Source organism: Cryobacterium sp. 10I5 (genome assembly GCF_035019865.1).
Taxonomy (GTDB): domain Bacteria; phylum Actinomycetota; class Actinomycetes; order Actinomycetales; family Microbacteriaceae; genus Cryobacterium; species Cryobacterium breve_A.
Genome location: NZ_JASJVI010000048.1, coordinates 1 through 17,830 on the forward strand (window position 1 = coordinate 1; position 17,830 = coordinate 17,830).

At 62.7% G+C, this 17,830-nt stretch carries 15 protein-coding genes; 6 read left to right on the forward strand and 9 right to left on the reverse strand.

The window, feature by feature from the left end; genetic code table 11:
* Window positions 1-394: 394 nt before the first annotated feature.
* Both QN350_RS12470 and QN350_RS12475 read left to right on the forward strand, forming a co-directional pair.
* Entirely contained in the window at window positions 395-1,078 is a 684-nt protein-coding gene (locus QN350_RS12470) for a hypothetical protein (RefSeq protein WP_322138176.1), read from the forward strand.
* A gap of 372 nt (window positions 1,079-1,450) precedes the next feature.
* A complete protein-coding gene (locus QN350_RS12475) occupies window positions 1,451-2,584 on the forward strand; it encodes an LCP family protein (RefSeq protein WP_322138175.1) in 1,134 nt (377 codons plus the stop codon).
* Window positions 2,585-2,750: 166 nt separating this feature from the next.
* Here the strand turns inward: QN350_RS12475 and QN350_RS12480 are convergent, their stop codons facing one another.
* Window positions 2,751-3,500: an undecaprenyl-diphosphate phosphatase gene (locus QN350_RS12480; protein ID WP_323516480.1), complete on the reverse strand. Its 750-nt coding sequence runs from the start codon at window positions 3,498-3,500 to the stop codon at window positions 2,751-2,753.
* A 475-nt stretch (window positions 3,501-3,975) separates the two neighbouring features.
* Between QN350_RS12480 and QN350_RS12485 the strand changes: the two genes are divergently transcribed.
* Window positions 3,976-4,569, forward strand: coding sequence for a hypothetical protein (locus QN350_RS12485; RefSeq protein ID WP_322138174.1), 594 nt, complete (start codon window positions 3,976-3,978; stop codon window positions 4,567-4,569).
* A gap of 84 nt (window positions 4,570-4,653) precedes the next feature.
* On the opposite strand, the gene QN350_RS12490 is transcribed toward QN350_RS12485, so the two are convergent.
* On the reverse strand, window positions 4,654-5,886 hold the full coding sequence (locus QN350_RS12490; protein ID WP_322138173.1) for a putative peptidoglycan glycosyltransferase FtsW: 1,233 nt from the start codon (window positions 5,884-5,886) through the stop codon (window positions 4,654-4,656).
* Window positions 5,887-6,600: 714 nt separating this feature from the next.
* Here QN350_RS12490 and QN350_RS12495 point away from each other — a divergent pair.
* Window positions 6,601-8,481 (forward strand): right-handed parallel beta-helix repeat-containing protein, encoded by a 1,881-nt coding sequence (locus tag QN350_RS12495; protein ID WP_322138172.1) that lies wholly within the window; start codon window positions 6,601-6,603, stop codon window positions 8,479-8,481.
* Between the two features lie 205 nt (window positions 8,482-8,686).
* On the opposite strand, the gene QN350_RS12500 is transcribed toward QN350_RS12495, so the two are convergent.
* The gene (locus QN350_RS12500) at window positions 8,687-9,643 is read right to left on the reverse strand and encodes an alpha/beta hydrolase (protein ID WP_322138171.1); all 957 of its coding nucleotides are present in this window, start codon (window positions 9,641-9,643) and stop codon (window positions 8,687-8,689) included.
* An 87-nt stretch (window positions 9,644-9,730) separates the two neighbouring features.
* On the reverse strand, window positions 9,731-10,204 hold the full coding sequence (locus QN350_RS12505) for a hypothetical protein (protein ID WP_322138170.1): 474 nt from the start codon (window positions 10,202-10,204) through the stop codon (window positions 9,731-9,733).
* Window positions 10,205-10,627: 423 nt separating this feature from the next.
* Between QN350_RS12505 and QN350_RS12510 the strand changes: the two genes are divergently transcribed.
* Both QN350_RS12510 and QN350_RS12515 read left to right on the forward strand, forming a co-directional pair.
* Complete coding sequence (locus tag QN350_RS12510) at window positions 10,628-10,924, forward strand: response regulator (RefSeq protein ID WP_322138169.1); 297 nt, start codon at window positions 10,628-10,630, stop codon at window positions 10,922-10,924.
* Window positions 10,925-11,746: 822 nt separating this feature from the next.
* Entirely contained in the window at window positions 11,747-12,622 is an 876-nt protein-coding gene (locus tag QN350_RS12515) for a hypothetical protein (RefSeq protein ID WP_322138167.1), read from the forward strand.
* A 365-nt stretch (window positions 12,623-12,987) separates the two neighbouring features.
* Here the strand turns inward: QN350_RS12515 and QN350_RS12520 are convergent, their stop codons facing one another.
* The 5 genes from QN350_RS12520 to QN350_RS12540 form a co-directional block, all read right to left on the reverse strand.
* Entirely contained in the window at window positions 12,988-13,302 is a 315-nt protein-coding gene (locus tag QN350_RS12520) for a hypothetical protein (protein ID WP_322138166.1), read from the reverse strand.
* Window positions 13,303-13,357: 55 nt separating this feature from the next.
* Window positions 13,358-14,629, reverse strand: a complete 1,272-nt coding sequence (locus QN350_RS12525; protein WP_322138165.1) for a M20 family metallo-hydrolase — start codon at window positions 14,627-14,629, stop codon at window positions 13,358-13,360.
* Window positions 14,630-14,632: 3 nt separating this feature from the next.
* A complete protein-coding gene (locus QN350_RS12530) occupies window positions 14,633-15,640 on the reverse strand; it encodes a dimethylarginine dimethylaminohydrolase family protein (protein WP_322138164.1) in 1,008 nt (335 codons plus the stop codon).
* 116 nt (window positions 15,641-15,756) lie between these two features.
* A complete protein-coding gene (locus tag QN350_RS12535) occupies window positions 15,757-16,167 on the reverse strand; it encodes a nuclear transport factor 2 family protein (protein WP_322138163.1) in 411 nt (136 codons plus the stop codon).
* On the reverse strand, window positions 16,164-17,741 hold the full coding sequence (locus QN350_RS12540) for a purine-cytosine permease family protein (RefSeq protein ID WP_322138162.1): 1,578 nt from the start codon (window positions 17,739-17,741) through the stop codon (window positions 16,164-16,166). Before QN350_RS12540 ends, QN350_RS12535 begins: the two co-directional genes overlap by 4 nt.
* Window positions 17,742-17,830: the final 89 nt, after the last annotated feature.

Below are 17,830 nucleotides of genomic sequence, written 5' to 3' on the forward strand. Positions count from 1 at the left end.
CCAGCCGCAGTACCACCTACTCGGAACAAGCGGTACCAACAACGTGGACTAGAGGTACCGAGAAGGGCGACTCGCCAGTATCCGCAAAGGAGCCTCAGCTAACAACTGGCGCCTTGCGAGAGTCACGTTACGCGGCTGATTTACCACTCCGCAAGCAAGGTGTGGCTACGCTCAAACCCGCAGGAGAAGAGAGAGTGAGTCCACCGCGCACTGGCGAATAACGATGCCGTGAGCCAGGACAAGGCCCGGGATCCAACCCGTGGTAGGACATGCTGGCCTTCCTAGATTGCCCGGCTGCATGGTGTTTGACTGTGGTCATCCTGCACAACCGTCGCCTCGAAGTCGAGGGACGCCCCATGCTGCAGCATCCCTCTGTGGAAGGAGCGCGAGGCGGATGAGTGAATTCGGTGTACTGATTCTGTTGGGATTCGGGGACACTATCGACTCTGTCCCTGCTCACAACGAGACAGCCATCGAGACGCCCGGCAGAACCGACGTAGACGATTTGGCCGTCACCCTGGCTCGACGCGCGGCGGATCTGCTGGCCGCGGCCAGGCTCTCTCCCGACGTCGTGTTCACCCCGCCCCGAACAAACAGTATTCGATTCGTCAATACGCTCCTGTGCGAACTACACAAGCTCCCGCGCACGGTCATTTCAGATCGTCGCCTCGACATAGAGCCAGCCTGGCCCCGTGCCCGCGCCAACCTGCGGCACGATCGCAGTCACCGGGATCGCTGGCTCAGCCGGACCGAAAGGTCCTGGGACCCAAGCGACGCCGATGGACACCGGCGGCCGGTACGGGAAGGCAACGTTCGCGCTCCCGATACGGAGGCAGCCATCCCGAATGCCTTCGCGACGCCGGTGATGTCTGATTTCTACTCCGAGCGTGTCGTTTCCTTCCTCCTCGCCCACCAAACGGTCCTGATTATCGCGAGCCCCGCGTCGATCCGGGGCCTTCGTTCCACACTGAGCGGAAACGCGGCTCAGCTCGGTGACGAACTTCCCGCCGGTCAACCGCTCGCCTTCACCTTCGACCGGCATCTTCGACCAACCGATCCGGAGGGCCGCAACTTATGAATGTGCACGCCGCCACCAGTGACCGCGACCCGGAACTTGGGCGACCCGAAAACGATCCGAGCAGAACCTCAGGGTGCACGGCCGCCATCCAGTCACCGTTCAGCGAGGATTGCGTAGGCTTCGGTCGAAACAGATGGCAGCGCCCCAAATTAGTTCAGCGCGGAGGAAAAGGTGAGGGCGATGCACAACCCAAAACTACGTGCTCACGCGCGTTCCACTGGATTACCGGTCAGGCACGGGCGACTCGTCCGACGTGGCCCATGGCGATCCGTCGGCACGATTCTGGCGTTCACAACCGGTGTACTCATTGTCAGCGGGGGAGGCGTCGCAGGAGTAGCTGCCTGGGATCTCGCCGGCAGCGTGAAGCCAGGAGTGCATCTCGCACACATTGCAGATCCCTCGAGTAGCACGACGGCTCCAGCTGCGGATGTCGCCGCGATCACCGGAGGCGTCAACCTGCTCCTGACTGGGACGGACACCCGCACCGGACAGGGCGGCGCCTACTCGACGAGCGCGGAGCTCGCCGCGAGCGCCGGAGCGGGCAACAACGACGTCACCATGCTTTTGCACATTGCGCAGGATCACCACAGTGTCAGCGTGATCAGCTTTCCGCGAGACCTGATGGTCGCCGTCCCGACCTGCCCCCAGACGGACGGGTCGACCGCATCCGCGTCGAGCCGGGTGATGCTGAACACGACGCTGGCGCGCGGAGGACTCTCCTGCGTCGTGGTCACGATCGAGAAGCTCACCGGACTCCAGATCCCCTTCGCCGCGCAGATCAGTTTCGATGGCGTCACGGCCATGTCCAACGCCGTCGGTGGCGTCACGGTCTGTATCGCGTCCCCGATCAATGACCTCTACACGAATCCGCCCCTGCACCTGGCTGCGGGCCAACAGACCATTGTGGGCGACGAAGCGCTGTCGTTCCTGCGGAGCCGGCATGGAGTCGGTGACGGCAGTGACCTCGGCCGGATCAGCAACCAACAAGTCTTCATGGCTGCCCTGGCCCGGAAGGTGGAAAGCGGCGGAGTGCTCGGGAACCCGGTCACGCTGTATGCCCTGGCCAAAGCCGCAACAGGCAACATGCTGCTGTCCGACACCCTGACAAACCCGACGACCCTGGTCCAGATCGCACTCGCCCTCAAAGACACGGGCCTGGCCAACATGGTCTTCCTCCAATACCCGACCGTCGCTGACCCCCAGGACGTGAACCGGGTCATCCCGCAATCGACCGGGGCCACCATCGTGAACGCCGCGCTCGTCGCCGACCAGCCCATCGTCCTCAGCGGGCTGCCCGGCCGCGCAGCAGTCATCGATAAATCGGCAGCCACAGCCACAGCCACAGCCATTCCGACGCCAACGCCAACGCCGAGCCCGTCCGCCTCGGCCAGGACGCCCGGGGTCGCGACTCCAACCACGACAACGCCGACGCCGACAGGTGCAGTTCTTCCGTCCACGGTCACCGGGCAGACCGCCGCCGAACAAACCTGCAGCAAGGGCAACTAGAGCCAGCAGAGCGTTGCCACACCCCGAGCGAGGGGCATACGTGGCTGCCGCCGAGCCCTGAGCGAGCTTCTAGCGAGATCGGCCTTCCGTTGGGCTGTGCATGATGAGGTATTCCCCTCGGTCCCGTCGGAATGGGGGGGGCATAGCAAGGACTACGGAACAAGGGTCAGCGAAAAACCAAAAGAAGCGCTGCGAAGACAATGTCAGCGACTACGCAGTAAATCGCGAAGGGCTTCAGAGTTCGGGTCTCAAAGAACCCGAGCAGAAACTTGGTCGCAAACCACGCGGCCGCCGCGGAGCAAAGCGATCCGACTAGGAACACTCCTCTTTCGTCGCTGAGTTCCGGGGCGAAGAGCCCAGGCAATTTCAAGGCGGCCGCTGCGCCGATGATGGGCGTCGCCAGCAGGAAACTGAAGCGGGCGGCGGTCTGATTATCCAGTCCAGACAGCACACCTCCGACCATGGAGGATCCGGAGCGTGAAATGCCCGGGATGAGCGCGGCTGCCTCTGCGGCACGGATGCTCAAGCCCTGCAGCCATGTCAGCCGCGCGATGGCCCCGTCGGGCAGTTCTACCTGTGAACCCACGCCCGGCATCCCCCGAGTCGGCAAGCCTACGGAATCATCCGCGGTGAGGACGGCTGCGTATGCTCTGCGTGGTCTGGACCGCAGGCGCTCGGCCGTGAACAGAATCAGTCCGTTGACGACGAGGAATCCGGCGGCGACCACCGGGGACGCGAACAGGGCTCTGATGTGCTTTTCCAGCGCGAGCCCGAGGATGCCTGCGGGAATCGTTGCGATGACAAGGAGCCAGCCGAGTTTCTCAGAGACATCGTCGGGACTGATATTGCGATTCCTGATGGAACGGCCCAGCCCCTTGAATACCTTGATCCAGTCCTGGAGGAAGAAGAGAAACAAGACGAGCGGCCGTGTCGGGGACAGACGTGCACGCGTCCGCGCTCTCACGATTGCGCTCGCCAACAACGACGTCATGATCACCCAGAAATCATCCGGGCACCTCGTGATCGTTGCTCATCGAGGCTCACGGTCCCTGCGCCTTTGAGCGCGTCGCACGTTCTCCCTGCAATTGCGCTTCCTGATTGCCCGCGTTAACATCAGGTGTCCGGGGGATGTGCAAGTCGGTGCACCTTGTCAGGTTCGATTTCCTGAATCCTCCACTATCGGTGGCCGAGAACCGTGAGCGTGACCCGCGTCGTAACGACAGTAAATCTGTTTCAAGGCTCAGTCACTCCGAGGCTCCTTGGCGTCAGTCCGAGGCAGCAGCATCGGCGATCGGAGGTCATCGGGCGGACCTACACTTCAGATTGTGACAGTTGTGACGGAACCCCCAAAGCGACACGAGCACCGGTGGCCTGTACTGGCTGCTGTGATCGTGAGCCTCGTCCTCTACCTGCTCATTCCTGAGAAGGTCCAGCTCGTCCCACGCTGGGTGGTTCCCTCGCTGGGTGTTCTCCTGGTCATCCCACTCACGATTCTGAACCCGCGCCGCCTCTCCAAGGAGACGACGTGGTCCCGCTGGCTGTCAATCGGACTGGCAACCCTGCTGACGTTGGCGAACCAAGTGACCGTTGTTTTTACCGTAGGCCAACTTCTTTATGGGCACGTCAGCGGCCCGGATGTACTGCTTACCGCCGGGCAAGTGTGGATCACCAATGTGCTCGCCTTTTCGCTGGTCTACTGGGAGCTCGACCGTTCGGGGCCGATCGCTCGCCGGGACCCGATTCTCTGGTCGACGGCGACAGTTGACTTCCGCTTCCCTCAACACGATGGAGCACCCGGAGGCGAGGATTGGCGCCCGGGCTACTTTGACTACGCCTACCTCTCGCTGAATAACATGATGGCTTTCAGCCCCACTGATGTGATGCCACTCACGGTCCGGGCCAAAGCATTGATGGGATATCAAGCGCTCACGGGCTTCGTCCTGCTCGCACTCGTGATCTCCCGTGCCGTGAATATCCTGAACTGAAACGCGATCAAGACTTTTCGGTGCGGTGGTGCCGTCGTATTGAACCGCAGTGAGGGCGATGATCGTCGCCTCGGGACCGTCCGATCACGGTGCAGATGACATGGGTGCTCGTCTGGCGTTGCGAGCAAAGGAGAGCACCACACCGATCCCGATTAGCGTCGTCAACAGGGCGGTGCCGCCCGCGGAGATCAACGGTAAGGGGACGCCCAGGACCGGGACGAAGCCCAGGACGACTCCCATGTTGACGAGAGCCTGCCCGACGACCCAGACCATCACGGCGGCAGTTGTCACACGGACCTGCAAGTGCGAGGTCGTGCTCATGATGCGAAGGAAGGCGATCGCGAGGACGATGAAGAGGAGGAGGACAACAATGGCGCCGATAAGGCCGAGCTCTTCGCCGATGATGGCGTAAATGTAATCGTTGTCGGCGGCAGGCAACCAAGACCATTTGGCTTTGGAATTACCGAGACCCACGCCGAAGATCCCGCCATCAGCCATGGCCCACGTGCCATGGAGGGGCTGCCAGCACGCAGCTGAGATGGTCTTCGAACTGCTATCGCATCCTGTCCCAAAGAACGCCAGAACGCGTGTCAGCCGGTTGGTGCTCGCTGCCGCTGCTGCGACCGCGCCCACCGCTCCGACTCCCAGCGGGATCGCGAGCATCCGCATCCGCACCCCGGCGAAGACCAAGGAGCCGAACAGGATCGCGCCCAGGATCACCGTTGTTCCCAAATCGCCGCGGATCATTACCAGCAGTACGGCGGCACCGCCAACGCCAAAGACGGGGATGAGCACGTGGCGCCAGTCACTGAGCAGGTTCTGCTTTTGGGCGAGAATCGTGCCCAGCCAGATGACTAGGGCGACCTTGATGGCTTCGGAAGGCTGAAATTGGAAACTTCCTACCGATAACCAGTTCGTATTCCCGGCAACAGTCACGCCCAGTGGCGTGAAGACAAGGCACTGCACCAGACACGTCACGATGAGAGCCGGCCAGGCGATGCGTTGCCAGAATTTCAATGGTGCCCGGCTCACAATGAGCATCAACGGGATACCAACGATCGCGATGAAGCCTTGATGGAGGAGGACCCCGAAGAACCCCCCATTGCTCACATATGAATCGACAGACGATGAGGACAACACCATGGCGAGGCCGAACAGGACAAGAAACAGAGTCACGCCCAACAGGAGAAAGTAATCAGCTGACGGCGTGCGCACCAATCGTCCCAGGCTGATTCTCGTGGCCGGCACGGTCCTCGGCCGCTCGCTGGCAGACCTTGATGATGTGTCGAGCGGGCGCAGTCGAGAAGGAGTTTCCATGGGTCTCACGTATTCATGCCGGGGTCTACCGGGACGGCCGGCGCCAATGCTCCGGATCCCTGGGAAGTTTTGAAGAATAAGGGACAACTGATTAGAGGTGACTTGGGCCGCCCCGTCGGGCTAACGCGGCCAAGGAATGAACGACCAGATGAAGGCTTGGCGAGCAGCGATGCCGGCGGTGTGGCTAGAGAATGTTTCGGTCTACCTGACGAGCATTCCAGACGCATTCCGATGGAACCGGCTCCGAATCCTGAAAACCTTCTGAGGTCTGGACCAGTGTCTGGGGCAGTTTCACAGATTAGCGCGCACTGCGAATGGGCTCCGGTTTGCGATGCCGCGAACAGCTTAGGTCCGCACCGAAAACCGCGTATGTGGTTAACCACATTGGCGGCGACTGAACCTATCGACCACCTGCTCGCCTGTATATATTCTCACTGCTGGCGCTGAGGGCACTGGCAGGTTTGCGCGACGGTTCGGAGGACCGTCTCCTTCGTCGGACCCGGATGATTGTTCCGCTCATCGCGCTTGAGTCCTTTTCAGGAGTCTCATCTAGTAGCAAGGGACCGGATACATGCTTTCGTCGGTGACTGCACAACCGGGCTTGCACCCTGGAACTGAGCAGATACGGTCGACCTGCCAGAAGGACCAGAACGGCGACGACGACCGGGGCCACGAAAGGCCAGGCGGTGTCTGCGACGCAGAGTGCGGCGACCCGTGAGCATCCGTCGGCCCATTTTGCTTACCGCTCTGGTCTTGATCGTGCTCTCGGCGATCGGGGCAACATGGATCCTCGGCATCAACGCCGTACAACAATCCGCCGCGACTAGCCCTGGCGAATCCGCGCACCTCGGCCGTGTGCTGGGGTTGCAGTACGCGGGCGACCCAAATCGCGAGGCGGCCCTGGTGACCGGCGAAAGCCAACGGCTCGAATATGTACGGACCATGGCCGTCCTCGCTCCGTCCCGAGTTCATGGCCTCCGGGGTCCATTCCGGCTGGAAACGAACGGAACATTCACACTGATATTGCCCGGGCGAGACACGCCATACACGCTCACGGACATGCTCGCCCTCGCCCCGGATACGTTCGTTCGCCAGCCCGACGGGTCCTTCCTGCTCGCTGAGAACCTCGTGATACTTGCAGGGGCGACATTGAAGCTCGACGCTCCCGACGGTCTCACCTTGCGCCTAAAGAGTGACCCGACATCCTTCGTCTCGATCGTCGCTCTCGGGGGATCGTTGAACTTGTCCGGAACGTCAGCAAACCAAGCGACGATCACGAGCTGGGATCCCGGCCAGGGTACCTCCGACACCACCACGAGCGACGGCCGGGCATACATTCGCGCAGTCGGCGGCGACACTCATCTCACCTACGTTCAGATCACCAATCTCGGATTTTGGAGCGGAAACACTGGTGGGCTCGCACTTACCGGAATCGCCCCGTCGAGCACCTTTAAACCTGCCATCGGTGCCCCAGCCTCAGGAACGGAGATTGTTCCAAACGGTGCCCCCTTGTTGACGGGGTCAGACTTGGAAAAAACGACAGCCGGAGCTGCTCAACAAAACTCCCCGGCGTCCGCGACGATCAGCCATGTCACCGTCACGGGCAATGCCTACGGCATTTTTGCCAGCAATGCCCGCGGCGTGACCGTCTACGGCACCCAAATCAGAGGGAGCCTCATTGACGGGGTCGCGCTTCACGAAGCCGTGACCGACACCACGATCAGCGACACAACATCTATCGGCAATTCCGGCGACGGCTTCTCGCTCTACCCCTCGAGTTCCAATGTCCTATACCAGGATGATGCCGCCGCAAACAACGGACGTGACGGCTTCAACATCGATGGGCAGCCCCTCGCCGTCGGCCCCGGCCCATCGGGGTCCAACACTCTTGCCTCCGGCGAAAACCGGATTGTGAAGAGCATCAGTACCGATAACACTCGAAACGGAATCGGCATCAGCGGCGGTCAGAATGTGGAAGTCTCTCACTCCAGCGTTGCTCGCAACGAGGATGGCATTGTCGTGGATGACGGCGCGGCCAATGTGGTGTTAACCGACAACACCCTCCAGCAGCAACGCAGCCGAGGCATCACGATTCGAGACGCCGGAGCATCATCGACGGTCTATCGAAACACAATCACCGGGGGAGACACTGGCGTATCTTTGCGCAATTCGACAGCCTCCGTCACGGGGAATGTCCTCACTGAGATCACCAACCACGGCTTGGACCTCGAGGGCGACACAAGTCATGCACACATTTCCGACAACACCGTTTCTGGGACCGGCTCGGTGCCGATCTGGCCGGAAGTGAGCGCCATACCTGCGGTGGACGGCGCCATCGGAAATAACGATATTCAGGGGTGGCACCCAGCCCCGACCATCGCAAGAATCACAAACTGGGTGTTCCAACCCCTCACAGTCGTATGGCTCTTCCTCGCTACGCTCCTCGTCGGAAGTGCGTTCACCCGCAGAACATACCTGCGACGGCGAAGAATCCGCAGTCCGTTCGCCGACCCTGCCCAGCTTGCAGGAAATGATGGCGCCGGTGAAACCTCCGCGACTGTGGAATCGATTCCCGCACCGGCCCAGAGGCTGTGACGAAGCGGGCCTTGTTCGCGGTCTTTTCTGTCGTTGCGTGCACTGCCTGGTGCGGTCGTCATAGGCAACGCCGCGGAGCGCGCCGAGTCACTTGTCTACTCGTAGATCGGAACACTGATCCATCTCGCCGAGGCGATATTCTCTGGCAGTTTCACAGCATCCGCTCGCGGCGCGGCCGACCAGCCCAGCACCCTGAGCGGTACAGCTAGGGCTGAGGTGGGACGTATTGAAATCCGAGGCGTGGGGCCAGTACTTCGAACGCTTTCGTGAGTCCTCCGAGGAGAGCCCCGATGGTGTGGCCTTCGCCGGGGACTTCGTAGTAGCTGGTCGCCATGCCGGCGCCTAGGGCGACGGTACTCAGTTCCTTCTGGGGTGGCCCGATCACGAAGTCATCCGCACCAACGGTGAACACGGCATCGGTATCGGGGTAGGACGTTGACGACATAACGGTCGCTGGTTTCGTCTCGTCGTAGGCGGCCTGGTCTCCACCAAAGACATCGGCAAGAACCGTGGGCTCGGATTCGGTTCCCGCGAAGGTCGTCCCGGACGCACTGATCACGTTTCCCCAGACGTCCGGGAACCTGGCAGCCAGGGAGATTGCGCACTGGCCGCCATTGGAGAACCCCGCAACGGTCCATTCGACCCGGTTGCTCATAATGCGCAGGTTTGCGCGCGCCCAGTTGACGACATCCTGCTCAATGTAGGTCTGCACGTTCCCGTGTGCCGGTGTGTCCAGGCAGAGGGAATCAACGCTCGGGTCGCCGAGCTGGTCGGCGACGACGACGATGGGGGCTTGACCGTTATGGGTAAGCGCGAAAGTGTCGAGGACGGATCCGATGTAGGAAGCGTCGGGGTTTCCGGGCTGGCCCATCATCATCAGCACGAACGGTAGAGCTGGGGCGTTGGCGATCTGGGCAGCCGGCGGGAGATAAACCTCAGCGTCTCTAGCGCTGAAACCGGAGGCGGTCGCCGGAATGTGCACCGTCTCCACGGTCCCTGTGATGGGCAGGGCGGAGTTCGTCAATGACGCATCCGGGGCGGGCTGCGAAGCCTGGCTCGCAGCCGATGCGGGGTGGACCACCAGGAACAAGCCGCCAGCCCCGAGGACCGCGACAATCACAGCGGCAGTCGCGACAACGGTCCTGCTGCGTCTCGCATTCATTCTCACAGGGTGTGTCTCTGTTCTAGGAAAGGACTATGAAACAACTATGGCATGGCTGTATTGAAGCCGTTCCGCATCGGTTCGGAGCTAACTGAGTGCGGCTCGGAGGGTCTTCGCGTCGGTCTGCGCCTGCTTGAGTGCGGCGCGCGCGGTGGTTGCGGATGCCGTGAAGGCTTTCATGACGTCGTGGTTGGCGGCGTACTGCTCCGGTGTGACGGCGAGCGATCCGGTGGCCAATCCGGTAACGGTGCTGGTGGCCTTGCTGATCTGGGCAGCCATGTCCGTGAGGTCTGCCTGCAGCGCCGCAGTGGACTTAGATGCGTCCTTTCCTGAGAGAAGGCCCGAGAGCCGTGTCTGTTCAGTGGTGAGCTTCACCGCCGACTTGGAGACCACAGTGTCCGCAAGCACCGTGTACGCCGCCTGGGGAAGAACGACCGAAGAGACACGGTAGGTGTTGAAGATGGCGGCGTAGTCGATTTTGGCCTGAGCGAGGTCTGTATCCGCGGCGATTTTCGTCGCGAGAGTGTGCATGCCGTCGAGATCGCCAGTAAGTGTCCCCAAGAGAGCACTCTTATCGGAGCTGACAAGTGAGGTGCTGGCCGTAACTTTTGCGATCGCAGCGTTCAACGAGGTGATTCGTTTCCCGGTTGCAGAGGCGGCGGCGGCCTGCACGCTCGTGAGGGTGAGTGGTGTCTTCGAGTGAACAGCAGTGGAGAGAGATGCAGGGGTGGATGTCGTATCGGCGAAAGCGGGTGCGCCGACCAGCGTCGCGAGTGCAGTGAGCACTGCTGCTCCAAGGGCGCTGGGTCGAATGGTTCGATTCATGAGAAAAAGCTCCCGGCTCGGCCTTTGATGTCAACGAGACTGCGACACAATCAACACTGCCTGGACCCTGTTCGAAAAGTGTGAGATCAGTGTTCGGGTCTGGTAAGGCTTTCGCCAATCGTGCGTGCGCTGGGAGCAGATCCGTGTCCGCGGGGGTTAATGGTCTCTGTGACTGACGACAGGGGGCTCGTGCTGGTCGTCGGAGACGGTCCGGCAATCGCGGATATCGAGCGCCTATCCCTTGTGCGGTCGGGGTTCACGGTGCATCTGGAGACCGATGGCCGCGGGGGACTTGATCGCATCCGGAGCCTCCGCCCGGCGGCAGTGCTCCTGGACGTTGGTTTGCCTGTCTTGGACGGGATCGAAGTCTGTCGTGCTATGCGGGATTCCGGAGACTGGACTCTTGTTCAGCGTGGACAAGGAGCGGTCGTGGCAACAAAATGGCAAGACTTGTGAAAAAACCGCGTGATTCGAGGCCGTCTGGGTGATCCAACTTCGGCGTAATTACGCGGATCGTGAGCGCAGAACAGCCCGAATGATTGCACGTGCAGAGTTCAAATCCCACGTGCTCGCCGGGTCGTCTCGGGGACAACGCTGCCGCGGATTTGACCTTGACCGCGCAGCGACATAGTGGAGGTCATGCTCCCGTGTTGAAGCGTGTCCTACATGTGAGTCCTCAGTTCTATAGTCGAAGCGATTGCATTGCCCATCGCGAGTAGACAGAAACCGAACCGCACTCGAAGACTCGCCAGGGTCGTCACGAATTCAAAGTGCGGGGTGGCTCATAATCACCGCATTGATCGGACCAACCCCGCTTTTACCCCGCGCATTGAATGAAATCACCCCATCTCGCTGTGATCACGAGCAAGAAAATAAGCTGGTCAGAATGACCGAGCCGATTCGTCGTGATTAGCTAAAACCCTCTAATTCAGAATCGTGGTGTCGCGGGTTCAATTCCCGCTCCCGCTACACATAGCCCCGGACTTCTGCGAAGTCCGGGGCTTTTTTGTTGCCGTCCACAGGGAGATTCCTGCGTCAGTGTAGGTTTACGGAAGCAGAAGCAGAAGCAGAAGCAGAAGCAGAAGCAGAAGCAGAAGCAGAAGCAGAAGCGGAAGCAGACGCTGGAGAACGCATGGGTCTGCTCGGCAGAAAGGCAACTTGCGAGGTTGCCGAGCACCCGACGGGCGATGGGTTCGGAGGGAGCGAGAGCTTGGCGAATCAGGTGAACCCGGTCGAGTCTCGGCGACGTGAGCTGATGCCGAACAAGCCGCATACGCGATGACCTTTGTCCTCGAGCAGACCCCTGAAGGCGTGGATGTTGTCGTCACAGGCGACTGGTCACCCCAGGCGCACGATGCAATATTGACTGGGCGCGCCGATGGGCTTGTCCTGAATTATGCCAAGGGCTTTCGAGAGCGGGATCTTCAATTCGTTGCGGGTCTTCCACTTCGCCGTTTGCACGTCCTGGCGCGCACAATTGGCGACCTTTCGCCGGTCTACGGGCTGTCGGAAACCTTGGAGTCACTCCGCGTCCAAACTGCTCCGCAGGCCCGAATCGAGCTTGACCGCCTTCCGCTGCTGCGCGTTCTGTCCGCGACATGGTCGCAAATCCACGGGTCGATTCGCTTCGCGGCGCAGCTGCGGAAACTATTCATCCTCTCTTACACAGAGAGGGACTTGATGCCCCTGACCGCTGTGCCGGGACTCGTCAGTGTGGTCCTGAAGGACTATCCGCAGGTGCAGTCGCTGGACGGTCTTGAAGATTTGCCGTGGCTGGCGGAACTTGGTGTGCATCTTGCGAGGGGGCTGCGGGACATCAGTGCGCTTCAGAGGGCAAGCTCGCCGGTGTTGCAGACTCTCCAACTCACGTCCTGCCGCAGCATTCCCGACATCGCTGCCGTCAGCGCTTGTACGGTGCTGAAATTCTTGGACGTCAGCGAAGGCGGCGATATTCCCTCGGTAGCGCCCCTTGTGGAATTGGTGGGCCTCGAGCGCCTGTATCTGTATGGATCGACTCGCGCACGTGACGGGGACCTTGGGCCGATTGCCGGCCTGCCCCGCCTTCGGGATTTCAGGATGCAAGCCCGCCCGTCCTATTCACCGTCCGTGAGGGAAATCCAGGCCATGATCGTGGGGCGCTCACGCCAATCATGAGCGCGCCCGAGGCTGGAGGACTACCTTCCCCGCGACCTCGCCAACCGAACAGGGTCGGAAACCGATATCTCGCCGAGACAGTGCTTGCTCGGGAGCGTCAGTAGCAGACACGAACTCCTTGCGTCAGTCCCTGACGGCAACCCTAGCTACCACGCAATTACCCGCCAAGCAATGGTGATCGGAGGTGTTCAGGGACGGATGATCGATCTCGAGATGCCTGCCGGCGTCCAGTCCTGCGAGAGCTGTCGCCATGCGCTGGCGGCCTCTTCAGTCAGTGCTTGCCGCTCGCTGTTCAGCAGCAGGTAAACCAAAAATACCAATGCCTAATTGCCTATCCATTGATACGGAACCTCAGGACTTCCGGCTTATTCCGAACGGCTCGCAGCGTTACGTAGCCCGAGCATCCAGCCGGCACCGAAGGCGAGCGCGACCAACCCGACGATGAACACCACCATCCCGATCTGACTCTGTGGCGAGAGCAGCCCGGCTGGCGGAAAGAATGTCGAATCGCCGAGCGGCGCATACGCGTACCAGCCGAAGCTCGCTTGATTGCTCGGCAGGAGCAGGAGCACCAGGCCGATGGCGGCTGCCACGGCGCCGAGGATGACCAGGAACACACTCACCCGACGCGAGGGGTGTGAGTGTGAACCTCCGCCGTGCCCAGCCTCTCTCTCGCCCATGAGGTCATGTTAGAGGACGGATCGCGGACGCGAAGCGTCACCCGCGCCGCCGCGACTACCCCGCGAAGTCTCCGAGCGCGAGCCTCGTCACGACCTCGGTGAACACGCGCGCGCCCGCGACGAGGTCGGTGTCGTGGGTGAATTCCTTCTCGTTGTGGGACACCCCGTTCACGCTCGGTACGAAGATGAGGATGACGGGAACCGTTTCCTTCAGGTTCGTGGCGTCGTGGCCGGCGAGGGTGAGCACCCGCATGCTGTCGAGCCCGAGGTGCTCGGCGGCCGTCTCGGTGATCGCCAGCCCGGTCTCGAGAAAAGGCCCGCTCTCCCAGACGCTGGAGGTGAGGACTTCGATGCGCACGCCGGTTTCCGACTCGATGGTGCGCATCCGCTGTTTCAGAATTTCGAAGGCACTGGCAAGGATGCTGGATTCCCGGGCCCGCAGGTCGGCGAGCAGCCGCACTTCGCGGGCGATGGTCACGGGGGAGTTGGGCCCGACCGTGAACTCGCCGACGGATGCGTGCAGCACCTCGTCGTCGAACTCGCGGACCAGCTCGTTGATCGCGACGACGAGCTTGGAGGCGCCGAGGAGGGCGTCGCGGCGGTCCCGCATCAGGGTTGAGCCGGTGTGGGACTGCTCTCCGAGCACGACGATCTCGTATTTGTAGGCGCACCAGGTGCTCGCGACGACGCCGATCGGTACCCCGGCGTCCTCGAGCGTGCGGCCCTGTTCCACGTGGATCTCGGCGTAACCGGCCACGTCGGGTCCGACGAAGCCGCCGCGGCCGCCGATGGCGTCGAGCGCTTCTCGCACGCTCGTGCCTCTCGGGTCTGTCGTCGCGAGGGCGACCTCGAGGTCGAGCCGGCCGGTGAAGACGGCGCTGCCCATCATGCTCGGCTTGAACCGTGACCCCTCCTCGTTGAACCAGTCGACCACGGCGATGTTGTACCGGGGAGTGATGCCCGAGGCCGCGAGATCACGGTGTGCGCGGTGCGCGGCATGCCCGGCGGCGAGCACGCCGTACGCGCCGTCGTACCGCCCGGCGAGGGGCTGGCTGTCCAGGTGTGAGCCGAACAGCACGTACGGGGCGCCCGGCACGAGCTCGAGCAGGCCGAAGATGTTGCCGATCGGGTCGACCTCCACCCGGAAGCCGCGGTCGGCCAGCCAGGCCGAGAACCAGGACCGCGTCTGGCCGTCGGCCGCGCTCGCCGCCTGGCGGTCGACACCGCCGCCGCTGGTCGCGCCGAATTCGGACATGGTGTGGAAATCGGCCAGGAGCGCTGCGGCATCCGCTTCGGCGTTCGCGTCGACAATCGTGTTGGTGGTCATCGTCTAGCTCCAGTCTCTCTGCAGTTCCATGGTCGAGCAGTGCACGCTGCCGCCGTTCTTGAGCATCTCGCGGTAAGCGACGGGCAGGACCTCGACGTCGTGCCGGTCGCTGAGAATCTCGGCCGTCCGCGGGAAGTGGTCGGGCATGATCACCTTGCGGCGATCGAGGGCGAGCATGTTGCACGCCCACTCCTCCCGGGGATCGACCTCGATGGTTTCGATGCCGAGGTCCCACAGCTGCGCCATGTAGTCGTAGGGCGCCAGCCGCGGGTTGACGAGGGCGAGGTCGTCGTCGAGCATGACGGCGCACATGTCCAGGTGGATGAGGTACCCCGGCAGGGTCACGCGCTTGAGACTGATGCCGAATTCCTCGAGGATCCGGGCCAGCTGCCGGTACCCCTCCGGGTTGCAGCGCACCGAGGTGCCGAAGAACGCCGTGTCCGGCCGCACCTTCTGGAAGCTGCCGCCCTCGGCGAGGCCGGAACCGGTGACGGTGCCGAGGATGGGCATCCCCGCGGCGGCGACCGTTGCCGTGATCGACTGTTCCTCGCCTCGGCGCATCCGCGGGGCGAGGCGCCCGATGATGGCTCCGCCCGGGATCGTGATCAACGGGTCGCGGGTGTACACGGATTTCGTGAACGTGGCGGGAAGCTCGGGGGCGAACACCACCTCGACGTCGTTGCGGGTGAGGGTGCCCACGAAGTCGTCGTACTGCGCGTTGAGAAGGTCGAGGTCCGGGGTGTCGCGCCCGGTCCAGTACCAGCGCAGTTCCGGGTCGACGAGGGCGCCGAGTTCCTCGTTGTAGGTGTTCGCGCGCACATTCGCGAGGCCCTGGCTCGGGCGTCGCATCAGCACGGAGCGCAGCCGGCCGACCTCGTCTGCGGCGCCCCAGCGACGACCCCAGGTCGCTTCGAGTTCCCCGGTTTCGCCGAACGCGGGGAACGCCTCCGGTCCAAGGAGCCGGTGGAACTTTCCGTCGGATATCTCGAGGGTGGAATCGATCTCTTGCATGAATGCTTCCTTCGCTGACTGGGTGGTGACGCGTGTCGATAGGGTCATGGGCGGATGCCGGATGCCGGATGCCGGATGCCGGATGCCGGATGCCGGATGCGGCTCGGTCGGGAGGTTCAGGTCCTCGCGGAGAGGTGCTCGTGCACGGCCAGCCACTCGCCGCCCCGGTTCTCCAGAACGATCGACTCGCGTTCGGCGAGAGTTTCCACGGAGCCGTCGAAGCTGACGGTGCTGGCGACGTCGTGGCTGAACACGGCGACCTCGCCGAAGACCTGGATCCGACGCTCAGCTGAGACGCAGGAGATCACCCGGAAGTGGTTCTGCCGTTCCCACTCGTGCCACAGCTGTTCGTAGGCCGCCCGGGACTCGAGCCGAGCAGGCGTCGAATGGAAGAGGAACGTCGCCTCCGGGGCGAACCGGGAGAAGTAGGCGTCCCGTCGATGGTTTCCGAAGTCGGAGATCAACGCGTCTGCGGCGGCGAGGGCTTCGGCGCCCGGGGTACCGGCGACGACCGTGTCGTCGCTCACGACGCACGCCGTGCGGCAGCCCTGGCGTGCACGCGGGCAGCGCTCGAGGCGTGGTCGGTCACGACCTCCTGGAGCGGCGCATTCGAGGAAGGAACCAGCCGCGGGCCTTCCTCGCCGAAGACGTAGCGGGGCTCCGGGAAGATCCAGAGGGCGCCGAGGTAGAGCACGGCTCCCGCGACGACGGCTGTCACGAGGCTGAGGTCCATGCCGCCGCCCAGGGAGCTGAACGGGCCGACGATGACGGGCGGGTAGTTCGCGAAGAGGAGTCCGATCGCGGCAGCGCCGATCCAGGCGACCATGCCGCGCCAGTTGACGCCGGAGTTGAACCAGTAGACGCCACCGGTCTCGCCCTTGTTGAAGACCTGCAGGTTGCGAGCGTCGAAGTGCCCGCGGCGCACGATGAACCCGATCGCCATGATGACCATCCAGGGAGTCGTGGTCACGATGATGGCCCCGATGAAGGCATTGACGGCACCGAGCAGGTCGAAGAACAGCCGCCCGGTGAGGATGAACAGGAAGGCGATGACACCGATTCCGATGGTGGCCTGCACCCGGCTGAAGCGCGGTACGACCGAGGAGAAGTCGAGGCCGGTGCCGTAAAGCGACGTGGTACCCGTCGACAGCCCGCCGATGAAGGCGACGACCATCAGAAGCACGGCGTACCAGATCGGGGAGGCCTGGATGAGGGCGAAGACGTAGTCGGCCTGGCCGGCGACGATCGTGGCGGTGGCGACGCCGAACAGGAACGGGATGAGCGTGAGCGCCTGGCCGAGGAAGGTGGCGAGGAGGAGCTTGCTCGTCGGCGTCGATTTCGGGATGTAGCGGGACCAGTCGCCGAGGAACGCGCCGAAGGAGATCGGGTTCGCCATCACGATGAGGGCGGATGCGACGAAGGTGGGCCAGAAACCGCCGAGGGCGAGGGCGTCGGGTCCGGGGTTGTAGCCCGCATCGAAGGTGCCGGAGAAGGCGACGAACGCGAGCAGGATCAGGGCGGTGTTGGCGATGACCGCCGTCTTGTTGACGAGGAGCATGAACTGGAAGCCGAACACGACGACGACGATCACGATCACGCCGATGATGCCGTAGACGAGGGTGCGGAGTCCGACGGAGTCCTCGATGCCGGCGAGCCGGTTGAGGGCGCCGACGAGGGCGTCGCCGCTCACCCAGACCGAGATCGAGTAGAAGGCGATCGCGGTGAGGAGGGACAGGAAGGAGCCGACGACCCGGCCTCGAACGCCGAAGAACGCGCCGGACGAGACGGCATTGTTCGTGCCGGTGCGCGGGCCGAAGAGGCCCATCGGCATCAGGAAGACGGTGCCGACGAGCACGCCGGCGACGGTGGCGAGCACGGCCTGCCAGAACGAGAGGCCGAGCACGATCGGGAAGGTGCCGAGCAGGACGGTCGCAAACGTGTTGGCGCCGCCGAACTGGATGCGGAGGAGGTCGACCCACGTCGATGTGCGGTCAGGGTGTGGAATGGTGTCGATCCCGTGGGTTTCGACCTCGGTGATCTTGGGGCGGGCATTGAGCACGGCGGTGCCGGAATCGCCGGCGCCAGTGTTGCTGCTGGTCATGGTGAACGCCTTGTCTTTCGTAGCGGGTGGGGTCTCCGACTGCGCAGAAGAAGTTGAGATGACATTACGTTCACTGGGAGAAAATTGAT